The sequence below is a fragment of the Kocuria soli genome (genome assembly GCF_003797835.1).
Classification (GTDB): Bacteria; Actinomycetota; Actinomycetes; order Actinomycetales; family Micrococcaceae; genus Kocuria; species Kocuria soli.
Genome location: NZ_RKMF01000012.1, coordinates 1 through 18,967, shown reverse-complemented (window position 1 = coordinate 18,967; position 18,967 = coordinate 1). Strand labels below are relative to the sequence as shown.

General features: G+C 66.5%; 18 protein-coding genes, 1 tRNA gene and 1 pseudogene. 7 read left to right on the top strand and 13 right to left on the bottom strand.

Annotated elements, in window-relative coordinates:
• The 5 genes from EDL96_RS09670 to rpsB form a co-directional block, all read right to left on the bottom strand.
• Window positions 1–870 (bottom strand): phosphatidate cytidylyltransferase, encoded by an 870-nt coding sequence (locus EDL96_RS09670; RefSeq protein WP_123825611.1) that lies wholly within the window; start codon window positions 868–870, stop codon window positions 1–3.
• Window positions 870–1,427 (bottom strand): ribosome recycling factor, encoded by a 558-nt coding sequence (gene frr, locus EDL96_RS09665; RefSeq protein ID WP_123825609.1) that lies wholly within the window; start codon window positions 1,425–1,427, stop codon window positions 870–872. The genes EDL96_RS09670 and frr overlap by 1 nt, the downstream gene beginning before the upstream one ends.
• 116 nt (window positions 1,428–1,543) lie before the next feature.
• Window positions 1,544–2,317, bottom strand: coding sequence for a UMP kinase (gene pyrH, locus EDL96_RS09660; RefSeq protein WP_123825607.1), 774 nt, complete (start codon window positions 2,315–2,317; stop codon window positions 1,544–1,546).
• A gap of 243 nt (window positions 2,318–2,560) precedes the next feature.
• Window positions 2,561–3,391, bottom strand: coding sequence for a translation elongation factor Ts (gene tsf, locus EDL96_RS09655; RefSeq protein WP_123825605.1), 831 nt, complete (start codon window positions 3,389–3,391; stop codon window positions 2,561–2,563).
• A gap of 171 nt (window positions 3,392–3,562) precedes the next feature.
• Complete coding sequence (rpsB, locus tag EDL96_RS09650) at window positions 3,563–4,456, bottom strand: 30S ribosomal protein S2 (RefSeq protein WP_123825603.1); 894 nt, start codon at window positions 4,454–4,456, stop codon at window positions 3,563–3,565.
• A 481-nt stretch (window positions 4,457–4,937) separates the two neighbouring features.
• On the opposite strand from rpsB, the gene EDL96_RS09645 reads away from it, so the two are divergent.
• Window positions 4,938–5,504, top strand: coding sequence for a M23 family metallopeptidase (locus EDL96_RS09645; RefSeq protein ID WP_123825602.1), 567 nt, complete (start codon window positions 4,938–4,940; stop codon window positions 5,502–5,504).
• A 73-nt stretch (window positions 5,505–5,577) separates the two neighbouring features.
• Here EDL96_RS09645 and EDL96_RS09640 read toward each other — a convergent pair whose 3' ends face one another.
• Window positions 5,578–5,814, bottom strand: coding sequence for a metal-sensitive transcriptional regulator (locus EDL96_RS09640; RefSeq protein ID WP_167739321.1), 237 nt, complete (start codon window positions 5,812–5,814; stop codon window positions 5,578–5,580).
• 204 nt (window positions 5,815–6,018) lie between these two features.
• Between EDL96_RS09640 and EDL96_RS13770 the strand changes: the two are divergent.
• A pseudogene (locus EDL96_RS13770) lies at window positions 6,019–6,789 on the top strand (MFS transporter); the annotation flags it as partial.
• Window positions 6,790–6,833: 44 nt separating this feature from the next.
• Here the strand turns inward: EDL96_RS13770 and EDL96_RS13765 are convergent.
• On the bottom strand, window positions 6,834–6,989 hold the full coding sequence (locus EDL96_RS13765; protein ID WP_233568818.1) for a hypothetical protein: 156 nt from the start codon (window positions 6,987–6,989) through the stop codon (window positions 6,834–6,836).
• On the opposite strand from EDL96_RS13765, the gene EDL96_RS13760 reads away from it, so the two are divergent.
• On the top strand, window positions 6,928–7,323 hold the full coding sequence (locus tag EDL96_RS13760) for an MFS transporter (protein ID WP_325049554.1): 396 nt from the start codon (window positions 6,928–6,930) through the stop codon (window positions 7,321–7,323). The two genes, EDL96_RS13765 and EDL96_RS13760, sit on opposite strands and share 62 nt — an antisense overlap.
• Here the strand turns inward: EDL96_RS13760 and EDL96_RS09630 are convergent.
• The 4 genes from EDL96_RS09630 to EDL96_RS09615 all read right to left on the bottom strand — a co-directional run bounded on the left by EDL96_RS09630 (window position 7,283) and on the right by EDL96_RS09615 (window position 10,772).
• Window positions 7,283–7,356, bottom strand: a tRNA-Ile gene (locus EDL96_RS09630). The two genes, EDL96_RS13760 and EDL96_RS09630, sit on opposite strands and share 41 nt — an antisense overlap.
• A gap of 43 nt (window positions 7,357–7,399) precedes the next feature.
• On the bottom strand, window positions 7,400–8,659 hold the full coding sequence (locus EDL96_RS09625; protein ID WP_123825598.1) for a glycosyltransferase: 1,260 nt from the start codon (window positions 8,657–8,659) through the stop codon (window positions 7,400–7,402).
• Window positions 8,660–8,742: 83 nt separating this feature from the next.
• Window positions 8,743–9,696 (bottom strand): DMT family transporter, encoded by a 954-nt coding sequence (locus EDL96_RS09620; RefSeq protein ID WP_123825596.1) that lies wholly within the window; start codon window positions 9,694–9,696, stop codon window positions 8,743–8,745.
• 227 nt (window positions 9,697–9,923) lie between these two features.
• On the bottom strand, window positions 9,924–10,772 hold the full coding sequence (locus EDL96_RS09615) for a phage holin family protein (RefSeq protein WP_233568817.1): 849 nt from the start codon (window positions 10,770–10,772) through the stop codon (window positions 9,924–9,926).
• Window positions 10,773–11,201: 429 nt separating this feature from the next.
• On the opposite strand from EDL96_RS09615, the gene EDL96_RS14050 reads away from it, so the two are divergent.
• From EDL96_RS14050 to EDL96_RS09585, 3 genes are all read left to right on the top strand, one after another.
• Entirely contained in the window at window positions 11,202–12,833 is a 1,632-nt protein-coding gene (locus tag EDL96_RS14050; protein WP_407656948.1) for a transglycosylase family protein, read from the top strand.
• Between the two features lie 145 nt (window positions 12,834–12,978).
• Window positions 12,979–14,352, top strand: a complete 1,374-nt coding sequence (locus tag EDL96_RS09590; protein WP_325049552.1) for an NAD(P)/FAD-dependent oxidoreductase — start codon at window positions 12,979–12,981, stop codon at window positions 14,350–14,352.
• 91 nt (window positions 14,353–14,443) lie between these two features.
• A complete protein-coding gene (locus tag EDL96_RS09585; RefSeq protein ID WP_123825594.1) occupies window positions 14,444–15,928 on the top strand; it encodes an aldehyde dehydrogenase family protein in 1,485 nt (494 codons plus the stop codon).
• Window positions 15,929–15,944: 16 nt separating this feature from the next.
• On the opposite strand, the gene EDL96_RS09580 is transcribed toward EDL96_RS09585, so the two are convergent.
• Window positions 15,945–17,531, bottom strand: coding sequence for an arylsulfotransferase family protein (locus EDL96_RS09580; protein ID WP_123825592.1), 1,587 nt, complete (start codon window positions 17,529–17,531; stop codon window positions 15,945–15,947).
• 615 nt (window positions 17,532–18,146) lie between these two features.
• Here EDL96_RS09580 and EDL96_RS09575 point away from each other — a divergent pair.
• Window positions 18,147–18,839, top strand: a complete 693-nt coding sequence (locus tag EDL96_RS09575) for a hypothetical protein (protein ID WP_123825590.1) — start codon at window positions 18,147–18,149, stop codon at window positions 18,837–18,839.
• On the opposite strand, the gene EDL96_RS09570 is transcribed toward EDL96_RS09575, so the two are convergent.
• A partial coding sequence (locus EDL96_RS09570) for an integrase core domain-containing protein (protein ID WP_148079893.1) occupies window positions 18,836–18,967 on the bottom strand: 132 nt, incomplete at its 5' end. The two genes, EDL96_RS09575 and EDL96_RS09570, sit on opposite strands and share 4 nt — an antisense overlap.

Sequence of the window (18,967 nt, the reverse complement as noted above, 5' to 3'; positions counted from 1 at the left end):
TCACTGTGCCAGGGCCAACAATTCGAAGACCACGTAGCCGACCGGAGCCACAAACACGATGGAATCGATGCGGTCCATCACTCCCCCGTGCCCCGGGAGCATGGTCCCCATGTCCTTGACCCCGATCTCGCGTTTGACCATGGATTCGGCGAAGTCCCCGAGGGCGGCAACCCAGACCAGGCAGAACGCGAGCACCAGCCCGTGCCACCACGGATCACCGAGCAGGAAGGCCACCAGAACGGAGGCCAGGGCCATGGACCCGAGCATGGAGCCCGCGAATCCTTCCCAGGTCTTCTTGGGACTGATCCTGGGTGCCATGGGGTGTTTGCCGAAAAGGACCCCCGCGACGTACCCGAAGGTGTCGTTACCGACCGCCATGAGGATCACGATCAGGACCTTGACGGCACCCTGGTGCGTTCCGAACAGGAGCACCAGCAGGGACACGCACAAGGCCACCCAGGTCAGCGCGAACAGTGATCCCATCACGGAGAGCAGCATTCCCTGCCGGGGACCGAAAACGCGTACCCCGACCACACCGAAGGATGCCAGGACGGTGGCGACGATCAGCGCCTGAGCGCCTCCGTAGTACGCCGCCACCGGCATGATCGCGGCCCCGAACGCCGCCGGGACGACGGGAATACGGATGCCTGCGTGGGCCAGGGACCGGCACACCTCGTAAACGCCGAGGGCTGCAGCCGCCGCGGCCAACATCGCCAACAGCGGGTGAATGACGAACAGACCCAGACCCAGGACCACCAGGAGGCCGACGCCCACTGCAATGGCCGCAGGAAGGTCCCGTCCCGCTCGTGACTGCTTGGGCGCCGATGCGCCTCCGACTCCGGCCTGCCCCGGGCTCTGCACCGTGGGCATCAGACCTGCAGGAGCTCGGCTTCCTTGTTCTTGAGCATGGCGTCGACCTGCTCCACGTGCTTCTTGGTGGCCGCGTCCAGGTCCTTCTCGGCCCGCTTGCCTTCGTCCTCGCCGATCTCGCCGTCCTTGACGAGCTTCTCGATGGCGTCCTTGGCGTGGCGCCGGACGTTGCGTACGGAGACGCGGGCGTCCTCGGCCTTGCCGTGGACCACCTTGACGTATTCCTTGCGGCGTTCCTCCGTCAGTTCGGGCATGACCACGCGGATGACGTTGCCGTCGTTGGCGGGGTTGGCACCGATGTCCGAGTCGCGCAGCGCCTTTTCGATGTCCCCCAGTGCGGCACGGTCGTACGGGGTGATCAGGAGCGTGCGTGCCTCCGGGTTCTGGAAGGAGGCCAGCTGCTGCAGGGGCGTGGGAGCGCCGTAGTACTCGACCACCAGCCCGGAGAACAGGGACGGGTTGGCGCGGCCGGTGCGAACGGCTGCGAATTCCTCCGATGCGTTCTCCACCGCCTTGGCCATGCGGCTGGTCGCGTCCGACTGGATGTCAGCAATCACTGTGATCTCCTTGCTGGGGGCAGGCTGGCACGTCCGTCTCGTCCGAGCCACCACGACGGCGTCACGGCGGACGGACACTGGCAACTAGTCTAGCCGCGCGGCTGGGCCGCGCGAGATCACACGGTGATGAGCGTCCCCAGGTTCTCGCCCAGCAGCGCCCGGGTCACGTTGCCCGGCTCCTGCATGCCGAAGACCCGCATGGTCACGTTGTTGTCGCGGCACAGGGAGAACGCTGTCTGGTCCATGACCCGGATGTTCTGCGTCAGGGCGTCGTCGTAGGTCAGGGCGTCCAACTTCTTGGCCTGGGGGTTGGTCTTGGGGTCGTCGGTGTAGACGCCGTCCACACCGTTCTTGCCGACCAGGACCTCGTCGGCGTGCACTTCCAGGGCGCGCTGGGCGGCCACCGTGTCCGTCGAGAAGTAGGGCAGACCGGCACCGGCACCGAAGATGACCACGCGGTCCTTCTCCATGTGTCGGATGGCTCGCCGCGGGATGTATGCCTCGGCGACCTGCTCCATGGAGATCGCGGACTGGACACGGGTGTCCACGCCGCACTGTTCCAGGAAGTCCTGCAAGGCCAGGCAGTTCATGACCGTCCCGAGCATGCCCATGTAGTCGGCGCGCGAACGGTCCATGCCCGCCGTGGACAGTTCGGCACCGCGGAAGAAGTTGCCACCGCCCACGACGATCGAAGTCTCGACCTGCCCGACGGTTGCCGCGATCTGCTCGGCGATGTCGCGGACCACCGCGGTGTCCAGACCGACCTTGCCGCCGCCGAACACCTCACCCGAGAGCTTCAGGAGAATGCGACGTCGTCCGCCCTCGTGCCGGGGACCGCGGCTGGCGCGCAGGTTGTCGTCCTTGACTTCCGTGTGGGTGGTGGTCGGCATGAGTGCTCCCAACGCTTGGTTCCGGCTGTGCTTCGGCCCGGGCTCACGGTGGGTACGACGTCGCGCCCGCCACCGAGCGAGTTGGACTCAGCATAGCGGCAGCCCGTGGCTGACCAGCACGTGAACCGGTGTGTGCGTGGTCGCAGAACGCTCCGCCCACGAACACGCAACAGCGCCCCGCCGCCCGTGTTCGAGACACGGCAGGCGGGGCGCTGTCGGAGGCGCTGGCTGCGTCCTGGGGGGTCAGGCGCCCACGCGGAACCGGGCGAACCCGGTTGCGGTGGCACCGGCACCGGAGAGGAACTCACCGACGGACACCTTGGAGTCCTTGGCGAAGTCCTGGTCCACCAGCACGGACTCCTTGTAGAAGCCGTTCATGCGGCCTTCGACGATCTTGGGGATGATCTTCTCCGGCTTGCCCTCGGCCTTGGCGGTCTCCTCGGCAACGCGCTGCTCGTTGGCAACGGTCTCCGCGTCGACCTCCTCGCGGGAGAGGAAGGACGGAGACATGGCGGCGATGTGCACGGCCACGTCGTGAGCGGCCTCCGTGACGTTCTCACCGTCGACGGCCAGGAGAACGCCCACCTGAGCGGGGAGGTCCTTGGAGGTGCGGTGGAGGTAGAGCTCGACGTTGTTGCCCTCGACGCGTGCGATACGGCGGACGACGACCTTCTCGCCCAGCAGCGCGCCGGTCTCGGTCACCAGGTCGGAGACCTTCTTGCCGTCCACCTCGGCGGCCAGCAGGGCGTCAAGATCGGCGACGTCACCGGCCACAGCGGCATCCATGACCTTCTCGCCGAAGGCGATGAAGGGGTCGGACTTGGCGACGAAGTCGGTCTCGGAGTTGACCTCGACCAGGTAGCCCTTGCCACCCTCGACACGGCCCACGACGATGCCCTCGGCGGTGGTGCGACCCTCGCGCTTGGTCACGCCCTTGAGGCCCTTGACGCGGATGATCTCCATGGCCTTCTGCTGATCGCCGTCGGCCTCGTCGAGCGCCTTCTTGACGTCGAGCATGCCGGCGCCGGTGCGCTCGCGCAGTTCCTTGATGTCCTTGGCGGTGTAGTTCGCCATGTCAGCTCCTTGATCGTTCGGGTCCCGCCGATCAGGCGGAGGTCTCGGGAGGCATGGTGCCTGCCCGAGACGAAGAAAAGTTGAACGGAAGGGGACGTGATCTCACGTCCCGTGCCCCGAAGGCCTCCCCCGCGCCCGACAGGGGCGGAGGGAGGACCCTTCGGACCTGGATCATTCGGCGGAGGTGGCCTCGGTGGTGACCTCTGCGGCGTCAGCGGCCTGCTCGGAGGCCTCGGTGGCTTCCTCGGCCTCGACGGCCTCGGCAGTGGTCTCGTCCTTGGCAGCGGCAGCCTGCTCGGCGTTGTGCTGCTCCAGCAGCTCGCGCTCCCACTCGGCCATGGGCTCCTCGGCAGCGCCTTCGGAACCGCCCTTGCCGGAACGGGCCAGCAGGCCCTCGGCCACGGCGTCGGCCACCACGCGGGTCAACAGGTTGACCGAGCGGATGGCGTCGTCGTTGCCCGGGATCGGGAAGGTGACCTCGTCCGGATCGCAGTTGGTGTCCAGGATGGCGACGACGGGGATGCCCAGCTTCTGAGCCTCGTCGATGGCCAGGTGCTCCTTCTTGGTGTCCACGATCCACACCATGGAGGGGGTGCGGTTGAGGTTGCGGATACCGCCCAGGGTGCGCTCCAGCTTCTCCTTCTCGCGGCGCAGCAGCAGCAGTTCCTTCTTGGTGTACTGCGAGCCGGCGACGTCGTCGAAGTCGATCTCTTCCAGTTCCTTCATGCGGTCGATGCGCTTGGAGACGGTCTGGAAGTTGGTCAGCATGCCACCGAGCCAACGGTGGTTGACGTAGGGCATGTTCACGCGGGTGGCCTGCTCGGCGATGGCTTCCTGCGCCTGCTTCTTGGTGCCGACGAACAGGACGGTGCCGCCGTGGGCCACGGTGGACTTGACGGCCTCGAACGCGCGGTCGATGTAGGACAGCGAGTTCTGCAGGTCGATGATGTAGATGCCGTTGCGCTCGGTCAGGATGAAGCGCTTCATCTTCGGGTTCCAGCGGCGGGTCTGGTGGCCGAAGTGGACGCCGCTGTCGAGCAGCTGGCGCATGGTGACGACGGACATGTCGTTCTCCTTGATGAGATGTGCTCGCGCACCCCTGGTCCGGGCGTGCGGAGCACGGTTGGCGGTTGTCGGTCGCTTCCGGTGGAAGGACCCCTGGCACGTCACGGCCACCGACCCAAGGATTCAGGTCAGTTTCCGTCCGCGACCCACAGCCTCCTGGCGGACGGTTGCGGGACCGGGGCGAACGGGTCGCCGAACCGCAGTTCACCGGATAACCGGCGAGGATGCGATGCCGACGACGACGACGTGCGCGAAGTCAGCGCTGAACGGTCCGGCGTCACACTTGAGGGCATCACGAACGGCGCAGTTCAGACACTGCGGTGCTCAACGTTACTACATTCGGCGCGTATCCGGTGCCCGTCCGTGGCCGACCGTGACCGAGATCCTCCACAGGCGGCGGGACACCGACAGGTCGGGTACTCCCCTCCCCAGTTGCCTTGTGCCCCACTGCGGCCAAGGGCACCTCAGCCAGGCTGTCGGCATGAGAACACATCACCGCGCGACAATCGCTGCCGTGGGCGCCGTACTGCTGGTCGCATCCGGGTACCTCTCCCCCGCCACGTCGCTGCCCGCCCCGCCGCGAGTGGTGCTGAGCGCGGCCGATGAGGCCTTGCTCGCGCAGGAGCGCGGAACCTGGGAGTCGCCGACTGGTGGCGCCCCGAAGGTGGCCCGCGACTTCCAGCCACCGGCCGAAAAGTGGTTGTCCGGTCACCGCGGCGTGGATCTGAGCGTGCACCTCGACGGAAAGGTCCGCGCCCCGGAGGCGGGAACAGTGTCCCACGTGGGCAAGGTTGTGGACCGCGACACGATCACTATCGACCACGGAAACGGACTGCGCTCGAGTTTCGAGCCCGTAGACAGCAATTTGAAGCGGGGTGACCGTGTCCGAAAGGGGCAGATCATCGGAACGCTGTCCAACGGCAACCACTGCGCGCTGGACCTGCACGCGTGCGTGCACTGGGGTGTGCGGTTGGGTGACGAATACGTCAACCCGCTGCAGTTCGTGGGGGCATTCCTGCCCTCCGTGCTGCTTCCGGTTCCCGACTGAGGCTCGGCCCGATCGGGTACAGCGACAGCCGGCCTCGCAACGGCCACGCATTAGGCCGGGAAACGTACTCCGATCAGGCCAAGGACAAGAAGAGCTTTTCCAATTCCTTCTGATCCAGGGATTCGTCCGGGTCGTTCACGCACTGCTGCAGACCCGACGCGATGATCACGAATCCGGCCCGATCCAGGGCCTTCGAGACGGCGGCGAGTTGGGTCACGACGTCCTTGCAGTCCTGCCCCTCTTCGAGCATGCGCGTCACGGCGGCCAGCTGACCTTGGGCCCGCTTGAGTCGATTCACGACCGGTGTCATGGCAGATGCGTCGAGTTGCACGGCAACCTCCTGGACGGGGTGTCAGGGACGTGTGCGGTGTGGGTCACACAGACCCCGGCTACCGTTGGAACCCGACGTGGAAGAACAGGCCCTGATCCTATACCCCACGGGGTTTAATGGTGAGGGTGTGCATCATCCCGCTTCAACCGGTGTGTTCTTCCTGAACCCAGACGAAGGGAACCCATGACCTCCCAGGCCATGTCCGGACCGCAGGGGTCACCAGAGACCCCGTTCCCACAGGGAAGAATCGTGCGCACCCTGTGCATCGGTCAGGTGTTCTCGGCGTTGGGGACCGGTTCCACGCTGGCACTCGGTTCGATCCTGGCCGTTGACCTCTCGGGTTCCGAGGCCTGGGCGGGCTCCGTGAACACCGCCATGACCCTGGGCACGGCCGTGACCGCCATGCCGCTGGCCGGGCTGGCCGTGGCCAGGGGACGACGATGGGCGCTGGCCGGCGGGTTGGCCGCCGCCATCCTCGGCACGACACTCATGGTCGCGGCCGTCATGACGCGGCTCTTCCCCGTACTGCTCGCGGGTGCCTTTCTGGTCGGACTGGCCTTCGCCGCCAATCTGCAGGCCCGGTTCGCCGTCACGGACATGGCACGCCCTGACCGACGTGGGCGCGACCTGTCGCTGGTGGTGTGGGCGATCACCATCGGTGCGGTGACCGGCCCCAACATGGTGGGGCCCGGTGCCGTGCTGGGTGAGGCGCTGGGGATTCCGGCCCAGGCCGGACCCTTCCTCATCTCGGCCGTCGGCATGCTGATCGGCGCCACCATCGTGTGGACGTTCCTGCGCCCGGACCCGCTGCTCGCACGGCTTGCACATTCGCCTCAGGCCGCCACGACGGCACCGCGTCGGCGCGCTACGGGGGCCTGGCTCCACGGGTGGTCGATCGTCAGGCACCGTCCCAAGGCGCTCGCGGCCGTCGTCAGCGTGGTCGCGGCGCACGCCGTCATGGTCGCGGTCATGTCGATCACCCCGCTGCACATGCAGCATCACGCGGGAGCCTCGGCCGGAAGCCCTGACACGATCGCGCTGATCGGATTCACGATCTCCTTGCACATCGCAGGCATGTACGCCGCCTCGCCGATCATGGGGTGGTCGGCCGATCGTCTGGGACCCGCAAAGGTCGTGCTCCTGGGGCTGCTCACGCTGCTTGCCGCCGTCCTGCTGACGGGGTTCGGCGCAGCGAACATGACCATGGTGACCGTCGGCCTGGTGCTCCTGGGGCTCGGTTGGTCGGCGGCGACGATCGCCGGGGCCACCCTTCTGGTGAGCTCCCTCGAACCGGATCAGGCAGTCCCCGCGCAGGGCTTCTCGGACGCCACCATGTCCCTGGCCGGCGCGTTGGGCAGCGCCCTGGCCGGACCGGCAATGGGCTGGGCCGACTACTCGGGAATCAGTGCGGTGGTCGGCGTCGTCGTGGTGGCGGCCGGCATCTGGGTAGGGCGGGTGGGGCTTGAACCCACGACCAAAGGATTATGAGTCCTCTGCTCTGACCAGCTGAGCTACCGCCCCAGGCGAGCGTCGACGGCTTGGGCCGACGACGTCACAGCGGCCCCTAGCCTAACGGAGTCTCGAGCGGTTCGAGCATCGGCCAGTTGGCCAACAACCGCTCGGGATCGGCCCCTCGGTACATGCGCTCGAAGGCTTCCACCGTGGCGTCGAAACTGTGTTCCTCCACGAGCTTGTGACTCGCGAGCCCCATGTCACGACGGCGATCCTCCGGCAAATGCAGGAAGGCCAGCAGCTTGTCCGCCACCTCGGCGTCGTCGCCCGGGGTGAACAGCCAGCCGTTGACGCCCGGGTCTACGAGGTGGGGCAATGCGCGGGCATTGGCCAGGAGCACGGGACAGGACGCCGCCATGGCTTCAAGGGTCACGAGCGATTGCAGTTCGGCCGTACCCGGCTGGGAAAAAATGTCCGCACCCAGATAGGCCAGACGCAGGTCCTCGTCGGAGACGAACCCGCGGAACCGCACGCGATCCCCCAGGCCCAGCTGCTCTGCCAGGCCCGCCAGTTTCTCGAACTCACCGCCCTGACCGACCACCTCCAGCACCGCGTCCGTGTCGTCCTTGATCCGGGCCAACGCCTTGATCAGGACGTCCACGTGCTTCTCCGGATCGAGTCGCCCGACGAACAGGATGGTGGGACGATCCGAATGCGGCGGAGCCTCTCCCTCCCGCAGTTCGTAGTTCTCAGCCTGGATCCCGTTGGAGAGGGCGTACACGGGGAAGTCGAACCCGTGGCGTTTCATGGACTCCACGGCCAGGGGCGTGGGTGCGGTGACGACGTCGCAGTTCCGGAAAACGCCTGCCATGTCCCGCCAGGAGATGCGACGGTACATCCGCCGGATGAGTGAGGGCAGCGGCAGGTACTGCTCGATGTTCTCCGGGATGAAGTGGTTGGTCCCGATCAGGCGGATGCCGCGCTTCCGGGCCTCCGTGGCCATGAAGCGGCCCAGGATGTAGTGGCATTCGACGTGAACGACGTCCGGCTGCACCTCGTCCAGCAGACGATTGACCTCACCGCGAATCTCCCAGGGGAAGCAGAAGTTGAAGGTCGTGTAGGTGAAGGCCGTGTGCGAGCGGAACCGGTGTTCCGTCACGTGGCCGTCCATGCGGCGGATCGAGTGGCCGCGACCCGGCCGCGGCGCGGCCACGTGCACCCGATGCCCGCGCCCGGCCATCGCCTGCGCAAGGCGGCGGGAGAACTGTGAGGACCCGTTGACGTCCGGAGGGTAGGTCTCGGCGACCACCAGGACCGTCAGCGCGCCACCGTCGGGAACGGGTCGGTCGTCCACATCGACCGGGGGGAGCATGTAGTCGTCGTGGATCTCACCTCTGGGATCCGAATCTGTTTCGACACCGTGGCCATGCTGATGGTCATGACGTGACACAGGTTTCAATCCTCCGAGGGCTGCTGGGGTACGGGTCTGCGCGACCCGGGCACGATGCCGAGTTCTCCGGTGCGGGGGGCCCTAGAGGCCGCGAGCGCCGTCAAAACTTCCGGGTGGTACCTCGACAATAACCGGACTCCGGTGATGGACACGGCACCGCAGGCCGCCAGGGTGATTCCCGCGACCCAGCCGAAGTCGGTGGCGGCTTCACCGAGGACTGTGAGCCCGACGAGCACCCCCACCATGGGATCCACGACGGTCAGTCCGGCCATGACCAGTTCGGGTGGGCCCGACGCGTAGGCACTCTGGACCAGCCATCCGCCGAGGACGGCGGCCACGAGCAGGCCGAGAACGTTGATCAGATCCACGTTCTGCCACCACGATCCCGCACCCGCATGCAACTGGACGGTCACGACTTTCACTTCAACCGCGACGAATCCGTACAGGGTGCCGGCCGCGAACAGGTAGAAGAGGCTGAGCTGATGGTCCTTGAGGACCAGCAGGCCGATGCTCACGACGGCGACCACCGCCGCGAGCAGGTAGGTGACGACATCGGTTGCCCGCTCCGTGATGGCCAGCGCCGGATTCGTGTATCGGACCGCGGCCAGGACGAAGAGCGTTCCACCCCCGATGCACAGAGCGATGGCCAGCCAGGTGTGGGTGTTGATGGGGATCCTCACGTGCCGGGAATGCAGGATCGTGGTGATCACCAGGCCGAGTACTCCGATTGGCTGCACCACGGTCACGGGAGCCAGGCTCAAGGCCAGAACGTTGCACACGGTTCCGGCTCCCAGCAGCGCCAGGCCCGCCATCCATCGCGGCGAGCGCAGGACCCTGCTGAACTCTCGCAGGGAGAGACGACCTTCGCTCTTGCTGACCACGGCCAAGGACTGGAGGTGCGTACCGCAGGCCAGGCCAACCGCAGACAGAACGGCCAGGCCGACGGCAATCCAGAGCATGCGGTCTACTCCCAGGGTCTGTATGACGTGAAGAGTCCGGTGCCTCGCACAACGGCACACGTCGCGCAACCGGTCATGGCGGCACCTGCGGACATACCTCTCCGCCAAGGGAGACGGATCGGCCCACCAGTCGCCATGCTAGGGGACAAGCCTGGAAATTTTCGGAGGCAAGCAGAACCCCCGGGCCGCTGCAGCGGGTCCCGGGGGTTCTGGGGTGTTGCGCTGGGTCAGCGCGAACGGCGGATCAGCTTGACCAGGAAGACCAGGAAGGCCGTTCCGGCCGCCGCGGCGACGGCGATCGGGCCCATGCGTTCGCCGGCCTGGGATGCGGCAGAAGCCTTGAGGTTCGCGTTGGACACGGTGTTGCGGGTCCGGTCCACGAACCCGAGTGCCGAGTTCTGCACCGTGTTCTTGCGGTTCTCGGCGTCGTCGCGCAGCTCCTTGAGCTTGTCGCGGCGAACACTGAGGCGCTGACGCAACTGAGCTTCCGTGGGAGCCGGAGGCTGGTGGGCGGACTGCGCCTTCTTCTCGCTCTTCTCCTGGGCCTTGCGTTCCTTGGCCTCAGCTTCTTCGCGGCGGACACGAGCCTCCGTGTAGGCGGAGCCTTCCTTGACGACGCCGAGGTCGTACTTGAGACCGCGCACGGCGCGGATCGGGTTCAACGGCATGGCCCGCTTGATGAGCATGGCGCCGACGGCCGCCAGGATGATCAGGATCAGCAGGAAGAACGCCGCAACGATCAGCGCCGCCAACCAGAACGGCATGACCTGGGCCAGACCCGCCACGGCCGCCACCACGAGTGCGATGGTGGCCAGCAGCAGGAACACCAGGCCGACGACGATCAGGGCCACGCCCTTGCCGGCCTTGACGCCCTTGTCCTTGAGTTCGAGCTTGGCCAGGGCGACTTCGTCCTGAAGCTGACGCGGAACCAGCTTGGAGAAGACCTTGACGACGTCGGGCAGGGAGGCCGCGCCTGCCTGGGACGTACGGTTCGCGGCCACGCTCGACGAGCGGTCGGCCCGAGTGGACCCACCGTTCATTGCGCGATCCGCGTGCGAATCAACGGGCGTGGACATTCCTACCTCCGTGAGCGTATTCGATAAGCAGCAACCTGATGGTCGCCTTCGATTCTGGCACCAAAGTATCACCGGGCTGATCAAAACGCCGCGTCGCACCGTGTGTTCCGGCGCAACACGACAGGTTCTACAAGAAGGACCGCAGACGCCACTGCGGGGTCTTGCCACACTTCTCAGGCACTGAGAACCTCTGGGCGATTTCCGCCCAAGTCAGACCCGGCCTTGATTCTTCCGTGACAAGTCCTTTACCGTTGCACCGTTATGGAACCGTGATTGTCCCTCCCCCATTCCGGTTCCCACGCTTCCCCACGGATCCTGTTCCGTTCACTTTGTGCTGCCTGTGGCCCTCTCTCCCCGGCCCGGGCCTGAGTTGTGCGCGGACTCCAGATGGTCCATTGACACCTGTCTCCCATCAGGAAGCAAACACGGATGAAGAACCCCCGTTTTCTCAGCGCTGCAATGACCGTGGCGGTCGGCGGCGGCACCCTCGCCGCTGTTGGCGCCACTCCCGCGCAGGCCGCACCCGAGTCCGACTGGGACGCACTGGCTCAGTGCGAGTCCAGCGGCGACTGGTCCATCAACACCGGCAACGGATTCTTCGGCGGCCTCCAATTCACCCAGTCCACGTGGCAGGCCTTTGGCGGCACCGGTATGCCGCAGGACGCCACCCGCGAACAGCAGATCGCCGTGGCCGAAAACGTTCTGGCCGAGCAGGGATGGGGCGCCTGGCCCGCCTGCTCCTCCGCCCTCGGCCTGAACAGCGCCGCCGAACCCGTCGCCAACCCGATGGGCGCAACCGCTCTCCAGACCGCCGTCGAGACCCAGTCCAACGACTCCACGGACGCGCCCTGGTCGGGTTCTGCCGCCGATCAGGGCCAGGCCGAGACCGCCACCCAGACCACCCCGGCCGACCCGGCCCCGCGGGCCACCGGCCCCAAGGAGATTTCGGACATCGAGGGGCACTATGCCCAGGCCGACATCGAATGGGCCGAGGACGAAGGCGTGGTTCACGCGTTCACCGACGGCACCTTCCGCCCGGACGCGAACCTCAAGCGCCGCGACTTCGCACTGATGCTCTACCGCATGGCCGGCGAGCCCGCCACGGACACCTCCGTAGCCACCACGCGCTACTCGGATGTCCCCGCGGACAGCGTCTACATCAAGGCGATCTCCTGGGCCACCGAGGCAGGCCTCTTCAAGGGCTGGGACGACGGCACCTTCCGACCCGACGCCGCCGTGGACGCCTCGGCAGTGGGCATCGTCCTGCACCGCAGCGCCGGCTCCCCCGCCCACGAAGCTCCTGCGACCTCCCCCTACACCGACGCACCGGCGTCGATGCCCGGATACACGGAGCTGGACTACCTGGTCCAGAGCGGAGTGCTGTCCTCCAACGGCGGTGCCCTGGGGCTGTCCGGCGGAATCACCCGCGGTGACATGACCTCCGCCCTGCACGCTGCCTCCAACGGCGGCGTGGTGGCCAACTTCAGCACCGAGAACACCGAGACCACCACGGTCGAGGCCCCCACCGAGGCCGAAGCCGCGACCGAGGCGGCCGTCGAGCCCGCCGCCGTCCCGGCGGCCGAGACCACGACCGAAACCGCAGCCGAGCCCGCCGCCGAGCCGGCGATCCAGACCTCCGAGCAGGCCCAGCAGCAGGCTGCTGCGGCCGGCGGCACCGGGACCTCCGTGGACGTGCAAACCGTGGTCGACGGCGGAGGCACCGCCTCCGGCGACGCCATCGTGTCGACCGCGCTGCAGGGTCTGGGTGGCAGCTACGTCTGGGGCGGCACCGACTTCATGAGCTGGGACTGCTCCGGCTTCACCCAGTGGGTCTACGCCCAGCACGGCATCCAGATCCCTCGCGTCACCTGGGACCAGTTCGCTGCGGCCACGCCGACGAGCAACCCTCAGCCGGGTGACCTGGTGTCCCAGAACAACGGGTCGCACGTGGGCATCTACCTGGGCGACGGCCAGATGATCTCGGCATTGAACCCCCAGCAGGGCACGATCATCCACTCCGTGGACGCCATGCAGGTGGACGGGTTCTACACCTACCTTTGAGCGCCTACCTCTGAGGGTCCCTGCGGCCGGTGATCCGGTCCGCTGAGACACATCTTCATCCCCGGAAGCCCCGGCGCGTCACCGTGCGCGTCGGGGCTCTGGTATGACTGACCCAGATTCGCAGTCCAACGGTTCGAGGAGTCCCGTGTTCGATTCTCTGTTCCACCGCCGCAACCACACCACTCAGGCGATGCCAGCACAGCAGGATCAACCGCACGTCGTGGTGATCGGCGGCGGATTCGCCGGGGCCAATGCCGTCCTGGAACTCGCTGATGCGCCCGTGCGGGTGACCCTGATCGACCGCAACGTCTTCAAGACCTTCCAACCGTTGCTCTACCAGGTGGCCACCGCGGGTCTGAACCCGGGTGACGTCACGATGTTCCTGCGTGGGCTGACCGCCAAGGCACCCAACATGCGTTTCCGTCAGGGCCTGGTCCTGGGACTGGATCCGCAGCGCAAGATCGTGCGGGTGGACGACGGCGGTGACTCCCCCACGGAGATCTCCTACGATCACCTGATCCTGGCCAACGGGCTGACCACCAATTACTTCGGCACGGAGGGCGCCGAGGAGCATTCGATGCCGATGTACACGCGGCACGATGCCACGGCCATCCGGGACCGTATCTTCGCCGAACTCGAACGCACGAGCCGCGCCGGGGACTTCGATCCGCTGCACATCTCCGTGGTGGGAGGCGGGGCCAGCGGCGTGGAGATCGCCGGTGCCCTGGCCGATTTCCGTAGGGACGGACTGGGCCTGCTCTACCCGGAGATGGACCAGGCCGTGCTGCAGGTACGCATCATCCAGCGCGGCAAGGAGATCCTGAAGGCCTTCCCCGCCGAACTGCGCACCTACGCCGCCAAGGAGCTCCAGGACCGCGGCGTGACCCTGGAGCTGGGACACGGGGTGACCCGTGTGGGCTACGACCACGTGGAGCTCGACGACGGGTCGATCCGCGAGTCGGACATCACCATCTGGGCGGCCGGTGTCACCACGGACAGCGCCGTTCCGGAGTGGGGGCTGCCTCTCCGCGAATCCGGGCGGATTGCGGTGGACTACACCCTGCAGGTCGAGGGCCTGCCCGGTGTGTACGCCGCCGGGGACATCGCCGGTCAGGCCGAGGAGCTGGAACAGCTGGCCCAGCCCGCCATCCAGACCGGACGCCACGCGGCCGCCATGATTCGCGCGGAGCTCGCCGGCGAGCAACGTCGGCCCTTCCACTACAAGAACCTCGGCTCGGCGGCGACCATCGGGCGCCGCGCCGCCATCATGGTCATGCCGGGCGGACAGGCCTTGACCGGCACGAGTGGCTGGCTGGCCTGGCTCGGCGTGCACATCATGAAGCTCATGGGGGGGCGCAACCAGCGCGCAGTCGCGATCAACCTCATGTCGCTCTACGCGGGCTTCGGCAAGCACAGGCACCCGAACCCCGCCACGGGCGACGTCGATTCGCTGGCCGCGGCCCGCACGTTCGGGGACTCCGCCGATCGACGGAAGTTCGGACCGGGTCACGCGGGCTGAACCCGTCGGGTTCCTAAGCCCGGGCGCAAAGGGACATGATGGGGGTCCGGGCGACGACGCCCGCGACCCCCGAACGTTCCAGGAGTAGACGATGACGACCACCCAGGAAACACCCCGCGCCACGCAGTCCACCTTCGCCGGACAGCCGGTGGACACGCAGTTCATCGCAGGTCAGTGGCGGGAGGGTCGCTCCGAGAAGGTCCTCGAGGACACCAACCCCTTCGACGACTCCCCCGTGACGACGATCCGGCAAGCCTCTGTCGAGGACCTGGACGAGGCGTACCGGGCTGCCGAAAAGGCTCAAGAGGAATGGGCCGCGGCCGCCCCGAACGACCGGGCCGCCGTGCTGCGCAAGGCCGCCGACATCCTAGAGGACCGCCGACAGGAGATCGTCGACTGGATCGTCAAAGAGTCCGGCTCGACCAGGATCAAGGCCAACGTGGAGGTCTCCCTGGCCATCGGGATCACCCGAGAAGCCACGTCCTTCCCCACCCGAATGCACGGCACCATCCACCCGTCCAATACCCCGAACCGGGAGATGCGGGTCTACAAGAAGCCCGTGGGCGTGGTGGGCGTGATCAGCCCGTGGAACTTCCCGCTGCACCTCTCCCAGCGTTCCGTCGCACCGGCACTTGCCCTCGGCAACGCGGTCGTGATCAAGCCCGCCTCCTCCACCCCGGTCACGGGTGGGCTCATGGTTGCGCGCATCTTCGAAGAAGCCGGGCTGCCCGCGGGGGTCCTGTCCGTCGTCGTCGGTGCCGGGTCGGAGATCGGTGACGACTTCGTCTCGCATCCGGTGCCGCGCCTGATCTCCTTCACCGGCTCCACCCCCGTGGGCCAGAACGTGGGGACGGTGGCCACCAGTGGTGAGCACCTCAAGAAGGTCTCGTTGGAGCTCGGTGGCAATGCGCCGTTCGTGGTGCTCGACGACGCCGACCTGGACACCGCGGTCGAACAGGCCGTGTCCGGCACGTTCCTGCACTCGGGACAGATCTGCATGTCCGTCAACCGGATCATCGTGCAGGCCCCGCGCTACGACGAGTTCGTGGAGAAGTTCACCGCAGCCGCCCGGTCCCTGCCCGTGGGCGATCCGACCAAGGAGGACACACTGGTGGGACCCGTGGTCAACGACGAACAGCTCGATTCACTGCGCGGAAAGATCGACGGTGCCAAGGCCGCCGGTGCCACCATCGCCGTGGGTGGCGACATCGAGGGCCGTGTGGTTCCCCCGCACGTGTTCACCGACGTGACCCCGGACATGGAGATCGTCCGCGAAGAAATCTTCGGCCCCATGGTCTCGATCCTGCGCGCCGAGGACGAGGACCATGCCCTCGAGCTGGCCAATGACCACGCCTTCGGACTCTCCTCCGCCGTGTTCACCCAGGACCTGGATCGCGGCGTGCGCTTCGCGCACCGGGTCAAAGCGGGCATGACGTTCGTCAACGAGATGACCGTCCAGGACGAGGCGCACGTGGCTTTCGGCGGCGAGCGCAACTCCGGTCTGGGCCGCTTCAACGGCGAGTGGATCATCGAGGAGTTCACCACCGATCACACGATCGGCGTCAAGCGCCTCTGATCGCAGCCCCCTGGTTTCAGTCCTGCGCCACTCCGGTGCCCAGTACGTTGCCGTCCTTGTCCAGGGCTTCGACGGCGACGTACTGGGCATCGTCTGTGACGGACAATTCCGTCTCGAAACCCTTGCGGTCCACGGGCTCCTGGGCCGTGGCGTCCTGTTCGCTGCTGCCCGTCACCAAGCGCCACTGCTCGACCTCGGTGGCCCCGTTCCAGGACACGTGGGCCGTACGCTGACCGTCCTCGTCCCGGAGCTTGACGTCGGGGTCCGTGGCAGGCGTGCCATCCCACTGTTGCTCGTAGGCGCGATAACTGCCGTTGCCGCCGTGCGTGGCGTCAGCGACCAGTTCGCCGTCGTCCGTGTATTCCGAGAAGAACGGCCTGGTCCCCCACCCCACCAGCAGGTTGCCGTTGTCCAGGTGCTGCATGTTGCCCATGGCACCCGCGGGCCGGTCCTCCGGTGGCGCGTATTCGGTGACGACCTCCGCGGTCATGGCTTCCTCGTCCAGCTCCAACCGCAGGCCTCGTGAGGAATCACCGTCGCCGGTGTCGTTGTGGTTGTCGAACAGCGTGAGCGTCCCGTCCTCCGCCCGCTGGGCGTCGTGCTGCCATTGGAACTCGGCGCCGTCTCCCAGCTCGAAATCGCTCGACGAGCCGCCCAAGGTCCAGTCCACCTCGCCCGTCTCGCGGTCGAGCCGGTACACGGCGTGGGTGTTGCGGGCGGAGACCAGGAGGGAACCGTCGTCGTCCTCCCTGACCGAGTTGATGTGGAAGTAATCGAACGGCAGCTCCTCCGTTCCGGTCTTCTCCTTCTCGGACTTGGCCTTGGCGAAGTCCTTCTCGGTGTCCGTGAGCGGGACGTGGTCCATGGCGCTCCACTCGAAGAGGACTTCACCCGTGGCGATGTCGACCTCCTGGATGACTCCGTCCATGGCCCAGCCGTCCTTCGGCCCGCCGACCTTGCTGAGATCGACGCGAGTGGGCACGTAGGCCATGAGCAGCATGGTGCCCCGGTCAGTGATCGTGGAGTCGTGGAAGTCGGCCTTGCCCGCCCCCAGAGATCCGCCCGTGGTGACCTGGGTGATCTCCTGGTAGTTCTGGTCCAGGACGTGGAAACTTCCGGCACCGTACCCGGGGCCGCTGGAGCCCAGGTAGTACGTCAGAACGGGCTCACCCTGGTACTGCTGCACACGCAGGTCGAAGTAGTTGCCGTTCGGGTCCTCCTTGTCGGAGGCGAGCATCCACACCGGTTCACCGGTGGCATCCAGGATCATGGCCCCGGTCGTGGGTTTGTTTCCGTCGAAGCCGGGGGTCACGAACGTGAGATCGTCGGTGGTGGCCTGTTCGTCGGACCAGGCCTCGCCCTCGTCGACCGCGACCTCCGGCGGGGCCAGGTCAGGCCGGCTCACGAAGCTCTCGGGTGTTTCCTGCTGGGCGGTCTCGCTCGGGGACGCCCCTTCGGCAGCCGTCGCCGTCGAGCTCTGGTCAGCACCCGACTCCGACGGCGAGCCGCCGCAGGCCGTCGCGGTCAGGACCACCCACGCCGACACCACCGCCCCCATGGTCAGCCGAAACAGTCGCCTGTGGGGTGTGTCGATGTGCAGCATGCGAATGAATTCACCAGATTCACTGCGCAAATGCAAAACGCGTGACGCCGGCACACGGAAAAGCCCCGCGACGACCAGGTCATCGCGGGGCTTCCGGGTGGCTCCCCCGACTGGGCTCGAACCAGTGACACTTCGATTAACAGAGGACTGGGACTGTGCTATCTCAGAACTGCTCGTGCGTCCTGGTGCGGATCACACTCTGTCCCGTGGCACTTCGTGGTACCTCGTGTCGTGGTGTGTTCTGCCGATTGTGACCGCCGCTGTGCGCGATCACGGCCGGTCAGAGCGGAGGATCAGGAGAGGGACGACCGATCCACATCGAGTGCTGTGGAGCCACGTTCAGCCGTCTAGCTGTGATGTCCAGCCAGACTGCGGGGCGCTCTCGTTCACTGGCATGGAGCCAATCTGCCACGTCGCCATGTGGCAGAGATCCAGTTGGAATACGGCCAGGCTTAGCACCGTGGCACCCTGGGCTCCCTAGACTTCCAAGGCATGACGGCAACCGATCGGCCTGACGATCCTCAAACCTCCGGGTGGCGCCCTGCGGAGACACCTCCCCGCCGATGGGGTCCACTGAGACCCTGGCAATGGGGCCTGACTGTGCTGGCTGCACCGGTGGCCGTTCTCTCGGTCGGCGGGCTGCTTGCCCTGGGTCTCTCACTACTTAACTGGGCCGGGAATCTCGCCAGCGACCGGCTCCCCCAGGCCGGGATACTCCACGACGAGACAATCGCACCTGACGTGTGGGTCGCCCTGTACGGCTCCGTTGTCGCTGCCGCTATCGGTGGCGCTTCCGCTGTCCTGGTACTTCAACTCTCACGACGCATAGATCGTAAACATGCGCTATCGCAGGAGCGTATCCGGCTGACGACAGAACTCGGTGACTTCATGAGGGAAGTCGCCGCCGTACCAGCAGAACAGTCGACTTTCGACTACATGCTGCACGTCGATTCGGTGGTCCGCGAGGACTACGGCCCCAGGATCACCCGGCTCTGGACCAGAGACGATGAGAACTCTGAACTTATGAAGGCACTTGGCTCGGCCATCATGACGCTCTACGTGTCGTCCAGGGAATCTGAGCACTACGAGGTCCGACGTTACCTATCGCTGGTCCTTGCCCCCGCAATCTCAAGCGCCTGCTATGACCTGGCTGCTCACGAACACATCAAGGAATTCCGCATCGAGGCAAAGGTCGACTTCAACCGCCGGATCAGGGACCTCCGTCAAGCTGAGAGGAAGCGAGTGCAGCGTCTCGAGTCAACGGGCCTCGAATGGAAGCTCGGCACGAAGCCTCCTGAGACGGCCTAGGTGTACTTCCCCGTGACGTTGTGAACGCGTTGTGAGGGTGTTTGGCCGCCGATGCCGGTGTGGGGTCTGTGGTGATTGTAGTGATGGAGCCACCGCGTGTAGGCGGCTTCTCGTTCGGCCTCACTGGT